The sequence below is a fragment of the Bradyrhizobium sp. LTSP885 genome (genome assembly GCF_000938305.1).
In the GTDB taxonomy this organism is placed as follows: Bacteria; Pseudomonadota; Alphaproteobacteria; order Rhizobiales; family Xanthobacteraceae; genus Bradyrhizobium.
The window spans coordinates 490,500-509,694 of sequence record NZ_JYMT01000038.1; the positions used below are offsets into that span (position 1 = coordinate 490,500).

General features: G+C 63.4%; 20 protein-coding genes. 16 read left to right on the top strand and 4 right to left on the bottom strand.

Annotated features, from left to right (window positions below):
* The first annotated feature begins 13 nt into the window (after window positions 1-13).
* A complete protein-coding gene (locus tag UP09_RS26035) occupies window positions 14-1,456 on the top strand; it encodes a hypothetical protein (protein ID WP_044541122.1) in 1,443 nt (480 codons plus the stop codon).
* A gap of 11 nt (window positions 1,457-1,467) precedes the next feature.
* Window positions 1,468-2,694, top strand: a complete 1,227-nt coding sequence (locus UP09_RS26040; RefSeq protein ID WP_082070282.1) for a glycosyltransferase family 87 protein — start codon at window positions 1,468-1,470, stop codon at window positions 2,692-2,694.
* Window positions 2,695-2,706: 12 nt separating this feature from the next.
* On the opposite strand, the gene UP09_RS36435 is transcribed toward UP09_RS26040, so the two are convergent.
* A complete protein-coding gene (locus UP09_RS36435; RefSeq protein WP_052833208.1) occupies window positions 2,707-3,807 on the bottom strand; it encodes a phosphatase PAP2 family protein in 1,101 nt (366 codons plus the stop codon).
* 170 nt (window positions 3,808-3,977) lie between these two features.
* On the opposite strand from UP09_RS36435, the gene UP09_RS26050 reads away from it, so the two are divergent.
* The 4 genes from UP09_RS26050 to UP09_RS26065 all read left to right on the top strand — a co-directional run bounded on the left by UP09_RS26050 (window position 3,978) and on the right by UP09_RS26065 (window position 6,816).
* Window positions 3,978-4,808, top strand: a complete 831-nt coding sequence (locus tag UP09_RS26050) for a sterol desaturase family protein (RefSeq protein ID WP_082070294.1) — start codon at window positions 3,978-3,980, stop codon at window positions 4,806-4,808.
* A gap of 123 nt (window positions 4,809-4,931) precedes the next feature.
* Window positions 4,932-5,441: a pilus assembly protein N-terminal domain-containing protein gene (locus tag UP09_RS26055; RefSeq protein ID WP_044541123.1), complete on the top strand. Its 510-nt coding sequence runs from the start codon at window positions 4,932-4,934 to the stop codon at window positions 5,439-5,441.
* 173 nt (window positions 5,442-5,614) lie between these two features.
* Complete coding sequence (locus UP09_RS26060) at window positions 5,615-6,178, top strand: TadE/TadG family type IV pilus assembly protein (RefSeq protein ID WP_044541124.1); 564 nt, start codon at window positions 5,615-5,617, stop codon at window positions 6,176-6,178.
* Between the two features lie 8 nt (window positions 6,179-6,186).
* Complete coding sequence (locus tag UP09_RS26065) at window positions 6,187-6,816, top strand: TadE/TadG family type IV pilus assembly protein (RefSeq protein WP_044541247.1); 630 nt, start codon at window positions 6,187-6,189, stop codon at window positions 6,814-6,816.
* A gap of 116 nt (window positions 6,817-6,932) precedes the next feature.
* On the opposite strand, the gene UP09_RS26070 is transcribed toward UP09_RS26065, so the two are convergent.
* The 3 genes from UP09_RS26070 to UP09_RS26080 form a co-directional block, all read right to left on the bottom strand.
* Window positions 6,933-7,145: a cold-shock protein gene (locus tag UP09_RS26070; protein ID WP_016842648.1), complete on the bottom strand. Its 213-nt coding sequence runs from the start codon at window positions 7,143-7,145 to the stop codon at window positions 6,933-6,935.
* 269 nt (window positions 7,146-7,414) lie between these two features.
* Window positions 7,415-7,705 carry a translation initiation factor IF-1 gene (infA, locus tag UP09_RS26075; RefSeq protein WP_044541125.1) on the bottom strand — a complete coding sequence of 97 codons (291 nt, stop codon included), beginning with the start codon at window positions 7,703-7,705 and terminating at the stop codon, window positions 7,415-7,417.
* A gap of 24 nt (window positions 7,706-7,729) precedes the next feature.
* Complete coding sequence (locus UP09_RS26080) at window positions 7,730-9,145, bottom strand: DEAD/DEAH box helicase (protein ID WP_044541126.1); 1,416 nt, start codon at window positions 9,143-9,145, stop codon at window positions 7,730-7,732.
* A gap of 533 nt (window positions 9,146-9,678) precedes the next feature.
* Between UP09_RS26080 and urtA the strand changes: the two genes are divergently transcribed.
* From urtA to ureC, 10 genes are all read left to right on the top strand, one after another.
* The gene (gene urtA, locus UP09_RS26085) at window positions 9,679-11,007 is read left to right on the top strand and encodes an urea ABC transporter substrate-binding protein (protein WP_044541127.1); all 1,329 of its coding nucleotides are present in this window, start codon (window positions 9,679-9,681) and stop codon (window positions 11,005-11,007) included.
* A 184-nt stretch (window positions 11,008-11,191) separates the two neighbouring features.
* Complete coding sequence (gene urtB / locus UP09_RS26090) at window positions 11,192-12,727, top strand: urea ABC transporter permease subunit UrtB (protein WP_245302217.1); 1,536 nt, start codon at window positions 11,192-11,194, stop codon at window positions 12,725-12,727.
* A complete protein-coding gene (gene urtC / locus UP09_RS26095; RefSeq protein ID WP_044541129.1) occupies window positions 12,724-13,893 on the top strand; it encodes an urea ABC transporter permease subunit UrtC in 1,170 nt (389 codons plus the stop codon). Before urtB ends, urtC begins: the two co-directional genes overlap by 4 nt.
* A gap of 4 nt (window positions 13,894-13,897) precedes the next feature.
* Window positions 13,898-14,659, top strand: a complete 762-nt coding sequence (gene urtD / locus UP09_RS26100) for an urea ABC transporter ATP-binding protein UrtD (RefSeq protein ID WP_044541130.1) — start codon at window positions 13,898-13,900, stop codon at window positions 14,657-14,659.
* A 3-nt stretch (window positions 14,660-14,662) separates the two neighbouring features.
* Complete coding sequence (gene urtE, locus UP09_RS26105) at window positions 14,663-15,358, top strand: urea ABC transporter ATP-binding subunit UrtE (protein WP_044541131.1); 696 nt, start codon at window positions 14,663-14,665, stop codon at window positions 15,356-15,358.
* Window positions 15,359-15,409: 51 nt separating this feature from the next.
* Complete coding sequence (locus UP09_RS26110) at window positions 15,410-16,246, top strand: urease accessory protein UreD (RefSeq protein ID WP_044541132.1); 837 nt, start codon at window positions 15,410-15,412, stop codon at window positions 16,244-16,246.
* Between the two features lie 44 nt (window positions 16,247-16,290).
* Window positions 16,291-16,593 (top strand): urease subunit gamma, encoded by a 303-nt coding sequence (locus tag UP09_RS26115; protein ID WP_044541133.1) that lies wholly within the window; start codon window positions 16,291-16,293, stop codon window positions 16,591-16,593.
* 9 nt (window positions 16,594-16,602) lie between these two features.
* Window positions 16,603-16,908 (top strand): urease subunit beta, encoded by a 306-nt coding sequence (locus tag UP09_RS26120; protein WP_044541134.1) that lies wholly within the window; start codon window positions 16,603-16,605, stop codon window positions 16,906-16,908.
* A gap of 4 nt (window positions 16,909-16,912) precedes the next feature.
* Window positions 16,913-17,467, top strand: a complete 555-nt coding sequence (locus tag UP09_RS26125; protein ID WP_044541135.1) for an HD domain-containing protein — start codon at window positions 16,913-16,915, stop codon at window positions 17,465-17,467.
* A 1-nt stretch (window position 17,468) separates the two neighbouring features.
* Window positions 17,469-19,184, top strand: a complete 1,716-nt coding sequence (gene ureC / locus UP09_RS26130) for an urease subunit alpha (RefSeq protein ID WP_044541136.1) — start codon at window positions 17,469-17,471, stop codon at window positions 19,182-19,184.
* Window positions 19,185-19,195: the final 11 nt, after the last annotated feature.

Genomic DNA, 19,195 nt, shown 5'->3' on the forward strand with positions numbered 1-19,195 from the left:
GGGCTGCGCCGCCATGAGCTCGGAGACCGCAACCATCCCACGCGAGAGAGCCTCCGTCTTCGAGGTGCCCGCCTGGTTGTGGATGGGGTGCGGCGTCTATGGGCTGCTGCTGGTGACCGGCAGCCAGCTCCTCGTCGATTCCGATACCTATTGGCAAATCGCCATAGGCCGCTGGATCCTCGATCACGGCGCCGTGCCGTCGGTCGATATCTATTCGTTCACCCGGGCCGGCGAACAGTGGATGTCGTCGTCCTGGCTTGCGCAGGTCCTGTACGCCAAGGCCTATGATCTCGCCGGCTGGACCGGGCCCGTGGCGCTGGCCGCGATCTGTATAGCCACTGTGTGTGCGCAGCTCACCGCCATTCTGGGCCGCAAGATGCCGGCGACCTATGCGAGCGTCGTCGCGCTGGCGGCGCTGGAGCTGTCGACCGGCCATCTGCTGGCCCGTCCGCATGTGCTCGTGCTGCCGGTGATGATCGCCTGGACCAACGGCCTGATGACTGCCAGCGAACGCCGCGAGCCGCCGTCGTTCTGGCTGCTGCCGCTGATTGCGCTCTGGACCAATCTGCACGGCGGATTTCTGTTCGGCCTCGTGCTGGTCGGCGCATTCGCGCTCGACGCAATGTGGAACGCCACGTCGGCACAAAGACCGTCGCTTGCGCTGCGCTGGATAGCCTTCGGGATCGGCGCGCTCGCTGCCTGCTGCGTGACGCCCTATGGCTGGGGCTCGATCCTTGCCGCGTTGAAAATCCTTGGCCTCGGTGAGCTTCTGCGTCTCATCGGGGAATGGATGCCGGTGGATTTCGGCCGCTTCGGCGCGTTCCAGCTGGCCGTTCTCGCCTTGATCGGTGCCGCGCTCTCCAGCGGCGTGCGGCTGCCGCCGCCGCGGGTCGCCCTGGTGCTCGGCCTGTTGTACATGGCGCTGTCCCACGTCCGGAACGTCGAGATTTTCGCGCTGCTGCTGCCGCTGGTCGTGCTCGCGCCGGTGGCGACCCAGTTCGGCCTGCAGGCTGCGGGCGTTGCCCGGCTGAGGGCGGTGCCGGCGGTGGCGCTGCTCGCGGCGCTGTGCGCCTTGACCTCGGCCGTTGCGATGAGCGCGCGCATCGCGCCCCCGGCCGTCCAGTCGCCTGCGGCCGCAGTCGACGTCCTGAAGGCCTACAACGTCAAGCGGGTGCTCAACGACCTTCCGTTCGGCGGCTATCTGATCTGGCGCCAGGTGCCGGTGTTCGTCGACGGGCGCGCCGAGCTTTACGGCGAGACATTCGACGTCGCCTATTATCGCGCGCTCCAGCTCAAGGATGTCGACGGCTTCATCGGTCTGCTCCGGACCTACGACATCGACGCGGTGTTGCTGCAGCCGTCGACGCCTGCGGTCCAGCTGCTGGACCGCACAGCCGGCTGGCAGCGCGTCTACACGGATGACAACGCGGTGGTGCATGTGCGCGTTGCCAACTGACAGGACGGGATATGAGTTCAGCAGACGCGGCAATTGACGACAGGCAAGGCCTGCTGCGGCCGCCCGCGGCCGTGCTCATCGTTGGCCTGGTGATGTCCGTCTATGTGTGGGTGATCCTCGCCACGACAGTTCCATATCCCGGCAGGATCGGACTCGACTACAATACGCTCGGTACCGATTGGATGGTTTTCTACGGGGCGATCCGCTCGGTCCTGGATGGTCACGCGTCCCTGGTCTTCGACGGCGATCGCTTCACGGCGTTCCTCAACGCTACATTTGCGGACTGGCTCTCCAAGCCGCTCGAATTCCGGCCATGGGCCTATCCGCCGAGTTTTCTCGTGCTGCTGCTGCCGTTCGCGCCGCTGGGGTTCTTTGGTTCCTATGTGGCGTTTCAGGTGGTCAGTGCGGCCCTGATGGCGGCCGCATTGCGGTTGAATGCGGCGGGCCCGGGATCCTCCGGAGTCCTTCTGGTGATGGCCCTGCTGTGTCCGGCGTCCGCCATCAACGTGATGGATGGCCAGGCCGTGTTTCTGGTCGTCGCGCTGATCGTTGCCGGACTGGGCCTTCTCGAGCAGCGTCCGGTTCTCTGCGGGCTGGCGATGGGACTGCTGACGTTCAAGCCGCAGTTCTGCATTCTGGTCCCGCTGGCCCTGATCGCGGCCGGGCAGTGGCGTGCGCTATGGGCGGCCGGCCTGTCTGCCCTGGCCCTGGCGGTTGCGAGCGGCTTGATCTTCGGCTGGGACCTGTGGCTTCGCTGGCTTCCCCTCATGACCGAGAATCTGGTCAACCCCGATGCGAAGTGGATCGAGTATGGCCGCCTGTGGGGCAACAGCGTCTACGCCTGCGCCAGCCTGCTTGGCGCCCCACAGCAGCTGGCATCGGCGATCCAGCTCCTCGCAACGATCTTTGCGGCTGGCTCCGTTGTTCTCGCGTTCCGCTCGCGGTTGAGCACGATGGAGAAGACGGCCGTGTTTCTCGCGGCCACCGTCCTCGCCGCACCGCATTCCGGGCCTTACGATCAGGTGCTGCTAGTGGTCGCGGCGGCTTACTGGTTGATGGCGCAAGGCCGCTCGCAGCCGCTGTGGTGCTGGACCCTGATGTTCATGATCTGGCTTGTGCCGATCATCAGCCCGCCGCTTCTGTTTGCCCCGAGCCGGCTGGCCCCGTTGTTGACGGTGACGCTCATCGCGCTCGTGCTTCGCCGCGCGCTGCCGATGGTGAAGCTGCCGACGCGATAGACGTCCAATCGATCAGGCGCCGGCTCGCTCCGCATCCCGTTCGCGCGCCGGCGTCGACCTGTTCTGGAGCCGGACCAGGAGGATTGCGCCAGTGGTCAGGGCGGCACCGGCCAGGACATCGGCGAGGTGATGGCCCCCCACGGGCATCGTTGCCAGGAACATCGTTCCGTTCACGACTGCTACTGGGATCATGAGCCAGCGCGTATCGCGCGCGGCGTAGATCGTCATGAGACCCAGCATGGTGTGAAACGACGGAAAGCTGACGATACCGTCGGGTGCCGTGAGGTCGATGACGGAGAGTGTTCCATCGCGCAGTATGAGGAAGGTGTGCACAAAGGGCCACATCGGGCCCACGACTGCCGAGTAGTTTGCGAATTCCTGCGGAGCGGGCTCGAAATACGCGAAGGCGCCTGCGGCCGGAACCAGTGCCATGCCGATACACACCGCGATGGTGCTCAGGCTCAGAACGGCCATGAATTCCGTGATCCTGTCTCCACGGCGCCGCAAAACGAGCCACATCACGACCACGTCGGAGGCGGGACCTGTGGCGTCGTAGGCCTTGGCCAACACCTTCACGATGAACGGGCTGGCGTTCGTTGCCTGCAGAAAGCTCGGCCAGTCGAAGCCAAGCAGGTGATCGACATCCGCCAGGACGTTGTCCCTCAAGGGCAGGTCCGCGGCGGTGATCAGATAGCTCAGGGTAACCCCTCCGACCAGCAGCGCGCCAATAGGCAGGAACGTGCGCCACAGCAATTCGGTCAGATGCAGAACGTATCGCAGCAGAACTGCCGGACGTCTTTCGTCTCCGGCAAGACGGCTGGATGCGACAGCGAGGAAGATACCGGCGAACGCACTGAAACCGACGCATTTCAGGATGATCGCCCAGTTCGCCTGTGCAAATGAAATCCGCGAGCCTTGCAGCCAGATCACGTCGACAATGGCGTAGCCCAGGACGCACGACCAGACGACCGCCATGTGCCGCTGCGCGACGGCGCCATAGTCGCTGAACATGAGCCAGCGTCCCAGGGCGTCTCGAATCCCCGCCAGATTGACGGTCCGACCGCGGATGCCGGAAGTGGCGTTGCGTTTCTCGATCCCGGATATCGACGACACGTGATGTCCCTCGTCTTTTTGGCTGCGCAGAAGCTGGAGCGGGAATCTTAAGATTGCTATAATCGTGGAGCGCGCTCGCAGATGGCGACGCGGTCGGTCGCCTGATCTATGGTCAGGGGCATGGGCGAGCGCATTTTCGGCTCGTTGCGATCGCCGCCGATGGGACGATGATAGTGAGCCTGCCAGTCCAGATCGCCGAGATGCTCGGCCAGACGCTGATCCAGATGGTGCCCGCCACCATCGCACTCGCGCTGGTGTTCACGGTGCTGGCGCATGTCTGGGCCTGCAATCCCGGCCGGCCCTGGTGGCGCAAGCGCGAGATCGTCACCGACCTCTGTTACTGGTTCCTGGTGCCGCTGTTTGCCCGCGTGTTTCGCATCGGGCTTCTGGTTGTCATCGCCGGCCTCGTGTTCGGCATCCGCGACTCCGCCGAACTGGTTGCCTTCTATGACAACGGCCACGGGCCGCTGTCGACGCTGCCGATTTGGCTGCAGGCCATGCTGTTCCTCGTGATCTCCGACTTCGTGATGTACTGGCTGCATCGCATGTTTCATCGCGGCGGCTTCTGGCGATATCACGCGGTCCACCACTCGTCGGAAGATGTCGACTGGATTTCGGCCGCGCGCTTCCATCCGGTCAATCTTCTGCTCGGCACGGTTGGCGTCGACGTCCTGATGCTGACGGCCGGCATTTCGCCAAGCGCGATGCTCTGGGTCGGTCCGTTCAATCTGTTCCTGTCCGCTTTCGTACACGCCAACCTGAACTGGGATCTCGGCCCGTTCAGATATTTGCTGGCGTCGCCGGTCTTTCACCGCTGGCACCACACCTCGCTCGATGAGGGGGGCAACAGCAATTTCGCCGGCACTTTTCCGGTCTGGGATATCCTGTTCGGCACCTTCCGGATGCCGGCGGGCCGGCTGCCGGACGATTACGGCATCGACGACAAGGCCTTCCCGAGCGAGATCGCCGGACAATTGGCCTATCCGTTCCGGAAGTCGTGACATCCGCGCAATTCAAGCCTCGATTTTTGCTCTTCTTAAATGAATTGCCGTCAGATTTGCCCCGTCGGGCGCCGGTCCGCCGCGTATCGCTTTTGCCGGCTAGTCAACGTCCCGGGGTAGAGTATGTCGTTTCAGTCTCAGCGTATTCGCGCCATCGCGCGTTTTGGATTCGTCTTCCTGGCCGCAGCTGTGTTGCTGTGGCCTGCGGTCTCCAAGGCCGCGCCAGATCCTGACCGGATCGCGGTCAGCGTCGACCAGGCCAAGCTCGTCAGGCTGCCCTCGGGCATCGCGACGATCGTCGTCGGCAACCCCTTGATCGCCGACGTCACCCTGCAGAATGGCGGCGTCGTCGTCGTCACCGGCAAGGGCTACGGCGCCACCAACTTCATCGCACTCGACCGCACCGGCCAGGTGCTGGTGGATCGCCAGATCCAGGTTGAAGGCCCGCCAAGCGACCAGCTCGTCACCGTCTATCGCGGCATCGACCGCGAGACCTACAGCTGCATGCCGGTCTGCCAGCGCCGCATCACCCTTGGCGACGGCGAGACTTACTTCAAGTCAACAATGGACCAGGCCGGCACGCTGAACAGCCAGGCCAGCGGTTCGGCCGCAGCCGCCAAGCCAACGAATTGAGCCATTCCTGCTCCGGTGCATCCATGCGCCGGGGCCGCGGTCGATTGCAGGCCGCCATCTCGACACGGTTAAGATTGGCTTAATGGAACAGGGCATTCTGTCCCGATCCGACGAAACACTTCAACAATGGGTTTCCGGTAGCTGTTACCGGCCACATTCATCCGGGGTCGTTGATGCCGCTGCCCGCTCGTTTCTCCCAAAACCTCCTGCGTCGTTTCCGCCGCAACTCCCGCGGCTCGGCTGCGGTGGAGTTCGCGCTGATCGCGCCGCTGTTTTTCGGGCTGGTGTTTGCGATCGTCGAGACGGCCATGATCTTCTTTGCCGGCCAGGTGCTGGAGACCGTGACGCAGGATTCCGCGCGCGCGATCATGACCGGTCAGGCGCAGAGCGGCCTGGTGACGGGCTGTTCGACGCCCTGCACTCAGGCGCAGTTCAAGACCTACGTCTGCAACCAGATCAGTGCCTTGTTCGATTGCACCAACGGCATCTATATCGACGTGCGCAGCTACACCGCGTCCCAGTTCGGTTCAGTCAACCTCACCCCGCCGATCGATTCGGGCGGAAACTTCCTTCCGGCCATGCAGTACAGTACCGGTGGCGCCGGCAGCATCGTCGTGGTCCGCCTGTTCTATCAGTGGCCACTGTTTGTCACTTCGCTTGGTTTCAACGTCGCCAACCTGAACACCGGCAAACGTCTCCTGACCGCGACTGCGGCCTTCAAGAATGAGCCCTTCTGATGCGGAACATGCGACAGAGAGTGCGGATTTGGCTTGGTCTGCGGCGGTTCGCGCGCGACAGGCGTGGGCTCGCGGCCGTCGAGTTCGCCCTTATCCTCCCGCTGATGCTGCTGTTGTTCTTCGGCACCGTCGAGTTCTCGTCCGGCGTCGCCGTCGACCGCAAGGTGACGTTGATGGCGCGCACATTGTCCGACTTGACCTCGCAGTCGATCTCGGTCGCGGACAGTGATCTCACCAACTTCTTTAGCGCCGCCGTCGGGATCATGACGCCCTATGACCCGAGCCCGACCCAAGCCACGCTGTCGGAGATCTACATCGATACCACGCTGACCGCGAAGATCATCTGGACCAAGGCTGCGACCATTTCCAGCGGTGCCACGCAGGCGACGTTGACGACCTCGTCCCGCAGTGTGGGTGACAACGTCACCAGCATCATCCCACCGGCACTATTGATTTCGCAAACCTCTCTGATCTTCAGCGAAGTCAAATACAAATACGTTCCAACGGTCGGCTATGTAATGGCGAAAGCCGGCATCACGCTCAGCGACGTCGCCTATACCCGCCCGCGACAAGCGAATTGCGTGATCTATCCGACGCCCGCCTCGGGGTCTCCTCTGCCGCCTTGTCCGTCGACGTAGGCCGCTGTCGCTGCCGATCCCGACAAATAGCACCCGCAAAAAAGGCCGCACCTGAGGTGCGGCCTTTGATGTCTTGACGGCAATTTCCTCGAGCGTCGCGCTCGCGGGAAATCGGCTTATCCAGCGGCGCGGAGATTGTCGGCCGAGGATTTGCCGGAACGGCGGTCAGCTACGATCTCGTAAGAGATCTTCTGGCCTTCACGCAGAGTGCCAAGACCGGCACGCTCGACAGCACTGATGTGCACGAACACGTCGTTGCCACCTTCATCCGGCTGGATGAAGCCGTAGCCCTTGGTCGCGTTAAACCACTTCACGGTTCCCATGCTCACGGGGGTAGTCCCTTCTCAGATATACAAGTTCAAGACCCGCTGGTCGGCGGGGTGGTGAGATCGAATTTTTGGAAGGGTCGTCAGCGTCTGAACCGGCTGTACCGGTGGATAGCTAATGTCGTCCGGCCGAAAATCGATGGCCGATATATTATTCGATAGAGCGGTTCAAAACAATCCTGACGTGCGCGATTTTTTGGCCGGCGCGGGCGCCGGCCAATTGTTGCGCATGGCATCGGAATGTCATGCGCGCAACAGTTGCAAAGCCTCGGTTACCGACGGCGGAACTGACCGCCGCGCGGCGGTGCACCCCGCGGCGGGCCGCCGGGTGAACTCGGACGCTCGTCCTTGTGGCGGAATATCAGTCGGCCCTTTTCGAGATCGTAGGGCGACATTTCGATCGTGACGCGGTCGCCGGCCAACGTCTTGATCCGGTTCTTCTTCATCTTGCCGGCGGTGTAGGCGACGATCTCGTGTCCGGCGTCAAGTTGAACCCGGTAACGAGCGTCGGGGAGGATTTCGGTCACCAGTCCTTCGAACTGGATCAGCTCTTCCTTAGCCATGTGTTTCCTCAGATCGAGCGACGGCTAGTGCTGCGGTCGTTTGTTGCGGTTGGGCTGCGTGTTTGGCCGGCTCTCGCGATGCAAAAAGGCGACGCCCTGGATGCTTTCGCTGTTGCCAGCCTGCGACGAACGCGGCGACTCGCCCCGGTTCGTCTGCGGCGCGCCATTGTTACCACCTCCACGGCGGTGGCGGCGAGGGCCTTTTGCACCTGGAGCGGCCTCATTCCCACGGACATTGTGGGCGCGGGGCGCAGAACGGCCGCCCCGGTGCGGCTGCGGGCTCTGTGCCGGTGCGGCGTCGCGGCTACCTGGTGTGCGGCGGTCTTCCCGTGGCACCGTGATCTTGATCAGCCGTTCGATGTCGCGCAGATAGCCCATCTCCTCGGCGCCCGCGACCAGCGAGATCGCGACGCCCTCGGCGCCGGCGCGCGCGGTGCGGCCGATCCGGTGGACATAGCTTTCCGGGATGTTGGGCAGGTCGAAATTAATCACATGGCTGATGCCGTCGACGTCGATGCCGCGCGCGGCAATGTCGGTCGCGACCAGCGTGCGGATCTCACCGGTGCGGAACGCCGCCAGCGTGCGCTCGCGGTGGTTCTGCGACTTGTTGCCGTGGATCGCATTGGCACTGATTCCGGCGCGCTCGAGGCCCTTCACGACCTTGTCCGCGCCATGCTTGGTGCGGGTGAAGATCAGGGCGCGATTGACCGGTTCTTGCTTCAGAAGCTGGGCGAGAATCGCCGGTTTGGCCGCGAAATCGACCTGGATGATGCGCTGGACGATACGTTCGACCGTTGAGGCGACCGGCGTCACCGCGACGCGGGCGGGATCGCGCAGCATCGCCTCGGCGAGCTCGGCGATATCCTTGGGCATGGTCGCCGAGAAGAACAGTGTCTGCCGCTTGATCGGCATCTTGGCGACGATTTTGCGGATGTCGTTGATGAAGCCCATGTCGAGCATGCGGTCGGCTTCGTCCAGCACCAGGAATTCGACCTGGTTGAGTTTCAGCCCGTTGCTCTGCACGAGGTCGAGCAGGCGGCCGGGCGTGGCCACCAGCACTTCGACGCCTTGCATGAGGGAGCGGACCTGACGGCCCATCGGCACGCCGCCGATCGCCAGCGTCGAGGAGAGGCGGATGTGGCGGCCATAGGCATTAAAACTGTCGAGGATCTGGCCCGACAATTCGCGGGTGGGCGAGAGCACCAGCACGCGGCAGGTCTTGGGCTGCGGCTTGATGCGATTCTCCAGAATGCGGTGCAGGATCGGAAGCGCAAAGGCTGCGGTCTTGCCGGTGCCGGTCTGAGCGATGCCGACAACATCGCGGCCGGTGAGGGCGAGCGGGATGGTCTGGGCCTGGATGGGGGTGGGCGTGAGATAGTTTTCTTCTCGCAGCGCACGGGCGATGGGATCGGCGAGGCCGAAGTCCTGAAAGGAGGTCAAAAGGTCGTTCTTTCCATAAAACAGTCGTCGTCCCGGCGGATATCGCCAGAATCGCACGAGGGCGTCAGGACACCCGCGTGTCTGGGGCATCAGGCTAGGTTGGATGCAAAGGCGAGCCAGAAGCCGTTGAGACGACTTGAACACGCAGCTCGCGTGGGCGCGCCGCGATTCGCGCGGGCACCGCCACCATATGGACCAGGAACACGGCGTTTTCAAGATGTTGCAACCAGGTGGCAGCCGAAGTTCCCCGATCAACCGTCGCGCAGAATGTCAAAAACCCATGCCGGAAAATTAGCCAAACTGCCAATATTGCTCACGAAATAATCAGGATGCCCTCTGGGCATACATTTTTGTGGCCTAATTATTAGGCGATGGAGCTCCGTATTCTAACGGAACTCGCGAAGTTACCAAGTCTATTCAATACCTTAGAAGGTGTGAGGGGCGTGGCACAGTTCTTGCGATTCCCTTAACCGCAGGCGGCCAGGTGGCCGTTTCGCAAGCGTTCCACGCCTGCGTCAGGGAGATGACATTTCATGCTTACACAACTTACTCACGATATAGCGACGGTGACCCGTCGCCGCGCTCTCGCGGCGACTGCCGGCCTGGTTATGGGCCTGGCTGCGTCCTCGTCGTTCTCGCCCGCGCAAGCGGCCGACGACACCATCAAGGTGGGTATTCTCCATTCGCTTTCCGGTACCATGGCCATCAGCGAAAGCACGCTGAAGGACACCGTCCTGTTCATGATTGATGAGCAGAACAAGAAGGGCGGCGTGATGGGCAAGAAGCTCGAGGCCGTCGTCGTCGATCCCGCCTCGAACTGGCCGCTGTTTGCGGAAAAGGCGCGCGAGCTGATCACCAAGGACAAGGTCGCGGTCGTGTTCGGCTGCTGGACCTCGGTGTCGCGCAAGTCCGTGCTCCCCGTGTTCAAGGAGCTGAACAACATCCTGTTCTATCCCGTGCAGTATGAAGGCGAAGAGTCCGAGCGCAACGTGTTCTACACCGGCGCTGCGCCGAACCAGCAGGCGATCCCCGCCGTCGACTATCTGATGAAGGACGAGAAGGTGAAGCGCTGGGTGCTGGCCGGCACCGACTACGTCTATCCGCGCACCACCAACAAGATCCTCGAGGCGTACCTGAAGTCGAAGGGCGTCGCGCAGGAAGACATCATGATCAACTACACGCCGTTCGGTCATTCCGACTGGCAGACGATCGTGGCCGACATCAAGAAGTTCGGCTCGGCCGGCAAGAAGACCGCCGTGGTCTCCACCATCAACGGCGACGCCAACGTTCCCTTCTACAAGGAACTCGGCAACCAGGGCATCAAGGCAAAAGACATTCCGGTGGTCGCGTTCTCGGTCGGCGAAGAAGAACTCGCCGGCATCGACGCCAAGCCGCTGGTCGGCCATCTCGCCGCCTGGAACTACTTCGAATCGATCAAGACCCCGGCGAACGAAAAGTTCATCAAGGAGTGGCAGGCCTATACCAAGAATCCGAAGCGCACCACCAACGATCCGATGGAAGCCACCTATATCGGCTTCAATCTGTGGGTGAAGGCGGTCGAGAAAGTGAAGTCGACCGATCCGGACAAGGTGATCGATGCACTTCCCGGCATCGAGACGGCGAACCTCACGGGCGGTACCGCCAAAGTGCTTCCGAACCATCACATCACCAAGCCGGTCTACATTGGCGAAATCAAAGCCAATGGCCAGTTCGACGTGGTGTGGAAGACACCGGCGGAAGTCGCCGGCGACGCATGGTCGAAGGAATTGCCCGACTCCAAGGACCTGGTTGGCGATTGGGTCGGCAAGAAGTGCGGCAACTACAACACCAAGACCAGCAAGTGCCTCGGTTCGGGTTCCTGATCCGGGACTGCTGATCTGATCAACGACACAACAAAAACCTTCCAAGACACTGGAGAAGGCGGCGCGGTTCGCCGCCTTCTCCTCACACTCCGGCCGGGGTATTCACGTGTTCGCCAATTGTATTGACCGCTTTCGCGCGCTGTTTCTTTCGATCCTGCTGCTCAGCTGCTTTGTCCTGCCGGCGATGGCCGGTCCGTTCGAGGACTCGGTCGCCAAATTCGCCAATGATGAGTTCTCCGACACCGAGGACGCGGTCGGCGAGATCGCATCATCGGGCAATCCGCTCGCGTCCCCGATCATCAGCGCGCTGCAGGACGGCCGTTTGTCGGCTGATCCCGACAGCAAGAAGGTCTTCATCACCCAGCCCGACGGCAAGATCATCGACGCTGCGACCGGCGCCGCCGTCGACAAGCTGCCGGACAATGCCGCTGCCGTCCGCCTCAACAACCGGCTGCGCCGCACCGTGGATGCCGCGGTCGGCGGCCTGACACTGATGTCGTCGGACCCGGCGAAGCGCCTGTCTGCCGCGCAATCGGTGCTCAAGAGCCACGAGGAGAGTATGCTGCCGACCGTCGACAGCGCACTCGCCAAGGAGACCAATAAATCCACCAGGCAGGCGCTTGCCGAGGGGCGCGCCGCCATCATCCTGTTCAAGTCGGACGCGTCAGATAGCGACAAGCTCGACGCCGTGGCCGTGATCAAGGCGCGCGGCGACCAGGAGGCGCTGGCGCTGCTCACCAGTCTCGACGCCGGCCAGCCGCCGCTGGTTGCCAAGGCCGCGGCCTCCGCGATCTCCTCGATCCAGAGCAATCTGGCGCTGTGGTCGACGGTGCAGAACGCCTGGTATGGCCTGTCGCTCGGCTCGGTGCTGCTGCTCGCCGCGATCGGGCTAGCGATCACCTTCGGTGTGATGGGCGTCATCAACATGGCCCATGGCGAGATGGTGATGCTCGGCGCCTACACCACCTTCGCGGTGCAGGAGGTGATCCGCACTAGCTATCCCGGCCTGTTCGATTATTCGCTTCTGATCGCCCTTCCGCTTGCTTTCCTGGTCGCCGGTGGCATCGGCGTGCTGATCGAACGCAGCATCATCCGCTTCCTCTACGGCCGCCCGCTGGAAACCCTGCTGGCGACCTGGGGTCTGTCGCTGGTGCTGCAGCAGGCGGTGCGCACCCTGTTCGGTCCGACCAACCGCGAGGTCGGCAACCCTTCCTGGATGAGCGGTGCGTTCGAAGTCGGCCAGATCACCATCACCTACAACCGGCTCTGGATCTTCTGCTTCACGCTGGCGGTGTTCGCGATCCTGCTCGCGATGCTGCGCTATACCGCGCTCGGCCTTGAGATGCGTGCGGTGACACAGAACCGCCGCATGGCGGCGTCGATGGGTATCGCCACCTCGCGGGTCGACGCGCTGACCTTCGGCCTCGGCTCCGGCATCGCAGGGATCGCCGGCGTGGCGCTGTCGCAGATCGACAATGTCAGCCCGAATTTGGGCCAGAGCTACATCATCGACAGTTTCATGGTGGTGGTGTTCGGCGGCGTCGGCAATCTCTGGGGCACGCTGGTCGGCGCCTTCACGCTCGGCATCGCCAACAAGTTCCTCGAGCCGGTGGCCGGCGCGGTGCTCGGCAAGATCGCGATCCTGGTGCTGATCATCCTGTTCATCCAGAAGCGGCCGCGCGGCCTGTTCGCCCTCAAGGGACGGGCGGTGGAAGCATGACCCCGCACATCCTGACCCGCTCGCTCGATCGCGCCGCTGCTACCTTCATCCTGATCGTCGCGGCGCTTGGCATCCTGATCCCGCTGTCGAATCTCCTGCTGCCGCAGGGCTCGATGTTCCAGGTGCCGACCTACCTGGTGGCGCTGTGGGGCAAATATGTCTGCTACGCCATCCTTGCGCTCTCGATCGACCTGATCTGGGGTTATTGCGGCATCCTCTCGCTCGGCCACGGCGCGTTCTTCGCACTCGGCGGCTACGCCATGGGCATGTACCTGATGCGCCAGATCGGCAGCCGCGGCGTCTACGGCAACCCGCTCCTGCCTGATTTCATGGTGTTCCTGAACTATCCGAAGCTGCCATGGTACTGGCACGGCTTCGACATGTTCTGGTTCGCGGCGCTGATGGTCCTGCTGGCGCCCGGCCTGCTGGCCTTCTGCTTCGGCTGGCTCGCCTTCCGCTCCCGCGTCACCGGCGTCTACCTCTCGATCATCACGCAAGCGATGACCTACGCGCTGCTGCTGGCGTTCTTCCGCAACGATTTCGGCTTCGGCGGCAACAACGGCCTGACCGACTTCAAGGACATCCTCGGCTTCAACGTGCAGGCCGAAGGCACCCGCTGCGCGCTGTTCCTGCTGAGCTGTTTGGCGCTGATCATCGCCTTTGTGATCTGCCGCGCCGTCGTGAGCTCGAAGCTCGGCAAGGTGCTGATCGCGGTGCGCGATGCCGAAAGCCGCACCCGCTTCCTCGGCTACCGCGTCGAAACCTACAAGCTGTTCGTGTTCACGCTGTCGGCCTGCATGGCCGGCGTCGCTGGCGCGCTCTATGTGCCGCAGGTAGGCATCATCAATCCCAGCGAATTCGCGCCCGGCAATTCGATCGAAGCGGTCATCTGGGTCGCAGTCGGCGGCCGCGGCACGCTGATCGGCGCCGCGCTCGGCGCCGTCGTCGTCAACTATGCCAAGACCTACTTCACCTCGGGGCCGCTCGCGCCGTACTGGCTGTTCATGCTGGGCGCGATGTTCATCCTGGTGACGCTGCTGCTGCCGAAGGGCATCATCGGCACCTTCAACAGCTGGCGCGACAAGCAACGTAGCGCGGCGATCGAGGCCGACAAGGAAAGCGCCGCGCGCGAAGACGGCATCGGCGAACCGAACCCGGCGGAGTAGGCACATGAACGTGATGGATACCCGCGCCACCTCGGCCATGCTCTATCTCGACGGCGTGCACGTCTCGTTCGACGGCTTTCACGCCATCAACAACCTGTCGCTGACGCTGGCGCCGGGCGAGATGCGCGCCATCATCGGCCCGAACGGCGCCGGCAAGACCACAATGATGGACATCATCACCGGCAAGACGAAGCCGGACGAGGGCACCGTGCTATTTGACGGCACCGTCGACCTGACCCGGCTCGACGAGACCCGCATCGCCGAGCTCGGCATCGGCCGCAAATTCCAGAAGCCGACGGTGTTCGAGAGCCAGACCGTGCAGGACAATCTGCTGCTCGCGCTCAATGTCGATCACTCCGTCCGCGGCACGCTGTTCTGGCGCGGCAGCAAGGCCGAATCAGAGCGCATCGACAAGGTGCTCGAGACCATCCGCCTGACCGACGCGCGCAACCGCCTCGCGGGCTCCCTGTCGCACGGCCAGAAGCAGTGGCTCGAGATCGGCATGCTGCTGGCGCAGGATCCGAAGGTGCTGCTGGTCGACGAGCCGGTCGCTGGCATGACCGACGTCGAGACTCACCTGACCGCCGAGCTGCTGAAGCAGATCAACAAGAACCACACCATCATGGTGGTCGAGCACGACATGACTTTCGTCCGCGAACTCGGCGTCAAGGTGACCTGCCTGCATGAAGGTTCGGTGCTGGCCGAAGGCACCATCGACCAGGTGTCGGCGAACGAGCGGGTCGTTGAAGTGTATCTGGGGCGCTGAGCAATGCTGAAGGTCGACAACATCAATTTGTTCTACGGTGCGGCGCAGGCGCTGCGCGGCGTTTCGATCACGGCCGAGCCCGGCAAGGTGACCTGCGTGCTCGGGCGCAACGGCGTCGGCAAGACCTCGCTGCTGCGCGCGATGGTCGGGCAGTATCCGATTGCCTCCGGCTCGATCAATTTCGACGGCAAGGATATCACCGCGCTAAAACCCTATGAGCGGGCGCGGCACGGCATCGGCTTCGTGCCGCAGGGCCGCGAGATCTTTCCACTGCTCACGGTGGAAGAGAATCTCAAGACCGGCTTCGGGCCGCTGAAGCGCGAGGACCGCAACATCCCCGACGACGTGTTCTCGTTGTTTCCGGTGCTGCAGACCATGCTCGGCCGCCGCGGCGGCGACCTCTCCGGCGGCCAGCAGCAGCAGCTCGCGATCGGCCGCGCGCTGGTGATGCGGCCAAAGCTGTTGCTGCTCGACGAGCCGACCGAAGGTATCCAGCCCTCGATCATCAAGGACATCGGCCGTGCGATCTCTTATCTGCGCAACCTCGGCAACATCGCGATCGTGCTGGTCGAACAATATCTCGACTTCGCCTGCGAACTCGGCGACAGTTTCGCCGTGATGGACCGAGGCGCGGTGAAATATGCCTGCGACCGTGCGACCCTCGATCCCGCCGAGATCAGCCGCCAGATGGCGCTGTAATGAAACTGTGACGCCGCTCCTCGCGGCGCGGTAGGGGGAGCGTTGGGGCGGATGCGGAGCGAGATCGCAGGCGCATCTTCAGCGACATTTGCAGCGAACCGTGCCCAGGGCGCGGTGAGGTTCGACGTGCATCGAAGGGATGGCGCCACCCGCCGCGGTGATCTGCATGAATCAGGCTCTTTGCGCGTCCGCTTTCCATCGCCGGAAGACGACGGCCTGTCGGCGATGTTCGTCAACACCGCCGGCGGCATTGCCGGCGGCGACCGCTTCGACATCGCAATCGCGGCCGGCGAGGGCGCCCGGTTGACGCTGACCACAGCTGCGGCCGAGAAGGTCTATCGCGCCACTGGCGCGCCTGCGCGGCTCGGCATTGCCCTGAAGGCGGAGGCGGGGGCGCACCTCGCCTGGCTGCCGCAGGAGACCATCTTGTTTGATCGCGCCCGGATCCACCGCAGCTTCGACATCGATCTCGCCGAAGGCGCCTCGCTTTTGCTTTGCGAAATCGTGGTGTTCGGCCGCGCCGCGATGGGCGAGACGATGCGCCACGGCGAGTTTGTCGACCGCTGGCGGATGCGCCGCGGCGGCAAACTGGTGTTTGCGGAGACGATCCGCCTCGACGGCGAGATCGGCGACAAGCTCGCAAAACCCGCGATCGCCAACGGCGGCGCGGCGATCGGGACCGCACTGATTGTGCCGGGCGACGAGGCGCTGGTCGAGCGCCTCCGCGAGGCGTCGGAAAGCTTCGGCGGCGAGGTCGGCATCTCCGCCTGGAATGGATTTGCAATGGCGCGTTTCTGTGCCCAAGATGCGGCGAGGCTGCGCGCCGACATGATGACGGTGCTCGGCCGCGCCTCCGCTGTCCCGCTGCCGAGGCTTTGGCTCAATTAAGAAGCTGGCTCAACTCATCCTTTCAATCTGATCAGAGTGCTCGCATGAATTTGTCTCCCCGCGAAAAGGACAAGCTCCTGGTTTCGATGGCGGCCATGGTGGCGCGGCGCCGGCTCGAGCGCGGCGTCAAGCTGAACCACCCGGAGGCCATTGCGCTGATCTCCGACTTCATCGTCGAGGGCGCGCGCGACGGGCGCACGGTCGCCGATTTGATGCAGGCCGGCGCCAAGGTTTTGACCCGAGACCAGGTGATGGCCGGGATCCCCGAGATGATCCACGACATCCAGGTCGAGGCGACATTCCCCGATGGCACCAAGCTCGTCACCGTCCACGAGCCGATCCGATAGGAGCGCGACATGATCCCCGGCGAACTCTTCATCAAGGACGGCGAGATCGAACTCAATGCCGGCCGCAAGACCGTGACCCTGTCGGTTGCCAACACCGGCGACCGCCCGATCCAGGTCGGCTCGCACTACCATTTCTTCGAGACCAACCCGGCGCTGAAATTCGATCGCAAAAAAGCGCGCGGCATGCGCCTCGATATCGCCGCCGGCACCGCCGTCCGCTTCGAGCCCGGCCAGACCCGCGACGTCAAACTCGTCGCCCTCGCCGGCAAGCGCATCGTCCATGGCTTCCGCGGCGAGGTGAAGGGGAAGCTGTAACGCCATGCTCCCCGCGATCCGCCTTATCTCCGAAGCTGCCGAACTTGCTGCGCGCCGTCACAACGGGATGGCGCGCAAGGGGCGGGGTGGTGAGCCGCATATCAATCACCTCGCGGAGGTCGCGAACTTGCTCGCGACTGTGACTGAAGGCACCGATGCCGATCTCGTGGCTGCCGGCTGGCTGCACGACAGCATCGAGGATACCGAGACCACGCGCGAGGAACTCGCAAATAAATTCAGCGAACGTGTCGCCGGTCTCGTTGTCGAGTGCACCGATGACATGAGCCTGCCGAAACCGGTCCGTCGCCAGAGGCAGATCGAGGACGCTCCGCACAAGTCCCCCGGCGCCAAACTGATCAAGACCGCCGACAAGATCAGCAATATCGGCGCCCGGATCGTGCCGCATCCAAGCAAGGATGAGCGTGGCGATCTCGCCGATTATGCAGCTTGGGCCGACAAGGTCGTCGCCGGCTGCCGAGGAATCAATTCGCGGCTTGACCGCATCTTCGATGACACTATTGAGCGCGCAAGAACCGCGCTGGCTGAAACAGGGGGCTAACATGTCCGTGAAAATCAAACGTTCCGTCTATGCCGACATGTTCGGCCCCACCACCGGCGACAAGGTGCGGCTGGCCGACACTGACCTGATCATCGAGGTCGAGAAGGATCTCACCACCTATGGCGAGGAGGTGAAGTTCGGCGGCGGCAAGGTGATCCGCGACGGCATGGGGCAGTCGCAGGTGACCAACGCGCAAGGTGCTGTTGACACCGTCATCACCAATGCGCTGATTGTCGACCACTGGGGCATCATCAAGGCCGACGTCGCGATCAAGGAGGGCATGATTGCTGCGATCGGCAAGGCCGGCAATCCCGACATCCAGCCCAACGTCACCATCATCATCGGCCCCGGCACCGATGTGATCGCGGGCGAAGGCAAGATACTGACCGCCGGCGGTTTCGACAGCCACATCCATTTCATCTGCCCGCAGCAGATCGAGCACGCGCTGATGGCTGGCGTCACCTCTTTGCTAGGCGGCGGCACCGGACCGTCGCATGGCACTTTCGCCACCACCTGCACGCCCGGCCCGTGGCACATGGGGCGGATGATCCAGTCGTTCGACGCCTTCCCGGTCAACCTCGGCATCTCGGGCAAGGGCAACGCGTCGCGCCCGGCTGCGCTGGTCGAGATGATCAAGGCTGGCGCCTGCGCGCTGAAGCTGCACGAGGATTGGGGCACCACGCCGTCGGCGATCGACACCTGCCTGTCGGTGGCCGACGATTACGACGTCCAGGTGATGCTGCATTCGGACACGCTGAACGAATCCGGCTTCGTCGAGGATACCGTGAAGGCGTTCAAGGGCCGCACCATCCACGCCTTCCACACCGAAGGCGCCGGCGGCGGCCACGCACCTGACATCATCAAGATCGCCGGCCTGAAGAACGTGCTGCCGTCTTCCACCAGCCCGACGCGGCCGTTCACCCGCAACACCATCGACGAGCATCTCGACATGCTGATGGTGTGCCACCACCTCGATCCCTCGATCGCCGAAGACCTCGCCTTCGCCGAGAGCCGGATCCGCAAGGAGACCATCGCGGCCGAAGACATCCTGCACGATCTCGGCGCGCTCTCGATGATGTCGTCGGACTCGCAGGCGATGGGCCGGCTCGGCGAAGTCATCATCCGCACATGGCAGACCGCCGACAAGATGAAGAAGCAGCGCGGGTCGCTGCCGCAGGACAAGGGCAACGACAACGACAATTTCCGCGTCAAGCGCTACATCGCCAAATACACCATCAACCCGGCGATCGCGCATGGCGTCTCGAAGCTGATCGGCTCGGTCGAGAAGGGCAAGATGGCTGATCTCGTGCTGTGGTCGCCGGCGTTCTTCGGCGTCAAGCCGGACTGCATCATCAAGGGCGGCTCGATCGTGGCCGCTCCGATGGGCGATCCCAACGCCTCGATCCCGACGCCGCAGCCGGTGCACTACCAGCCGATGTTCGCAGCCTACGGCAAGGCGCTGACGGCGTCGTCGGTGGTATTTACCTCGAAGGCCGCCGTCGCCGGGGGGCTCGCCCGCAAGCTCGGCATCTCCAAGAAGCTCTACGCGGTGCAGAATACCCGCGGAAAAATCTCCAAGAAGAGCATGATCCACAATGACGCAACCCCGAACATCGAGGTCGACCCTGAAACCTATGAGGTGCGCGCAGACGGCGAGCTCCTGACCTGCGCGCCGGCGGAGGTGCTGCCCATGGCCCAGCGCTATTTTATGTTCTAAAACCCCTCCCG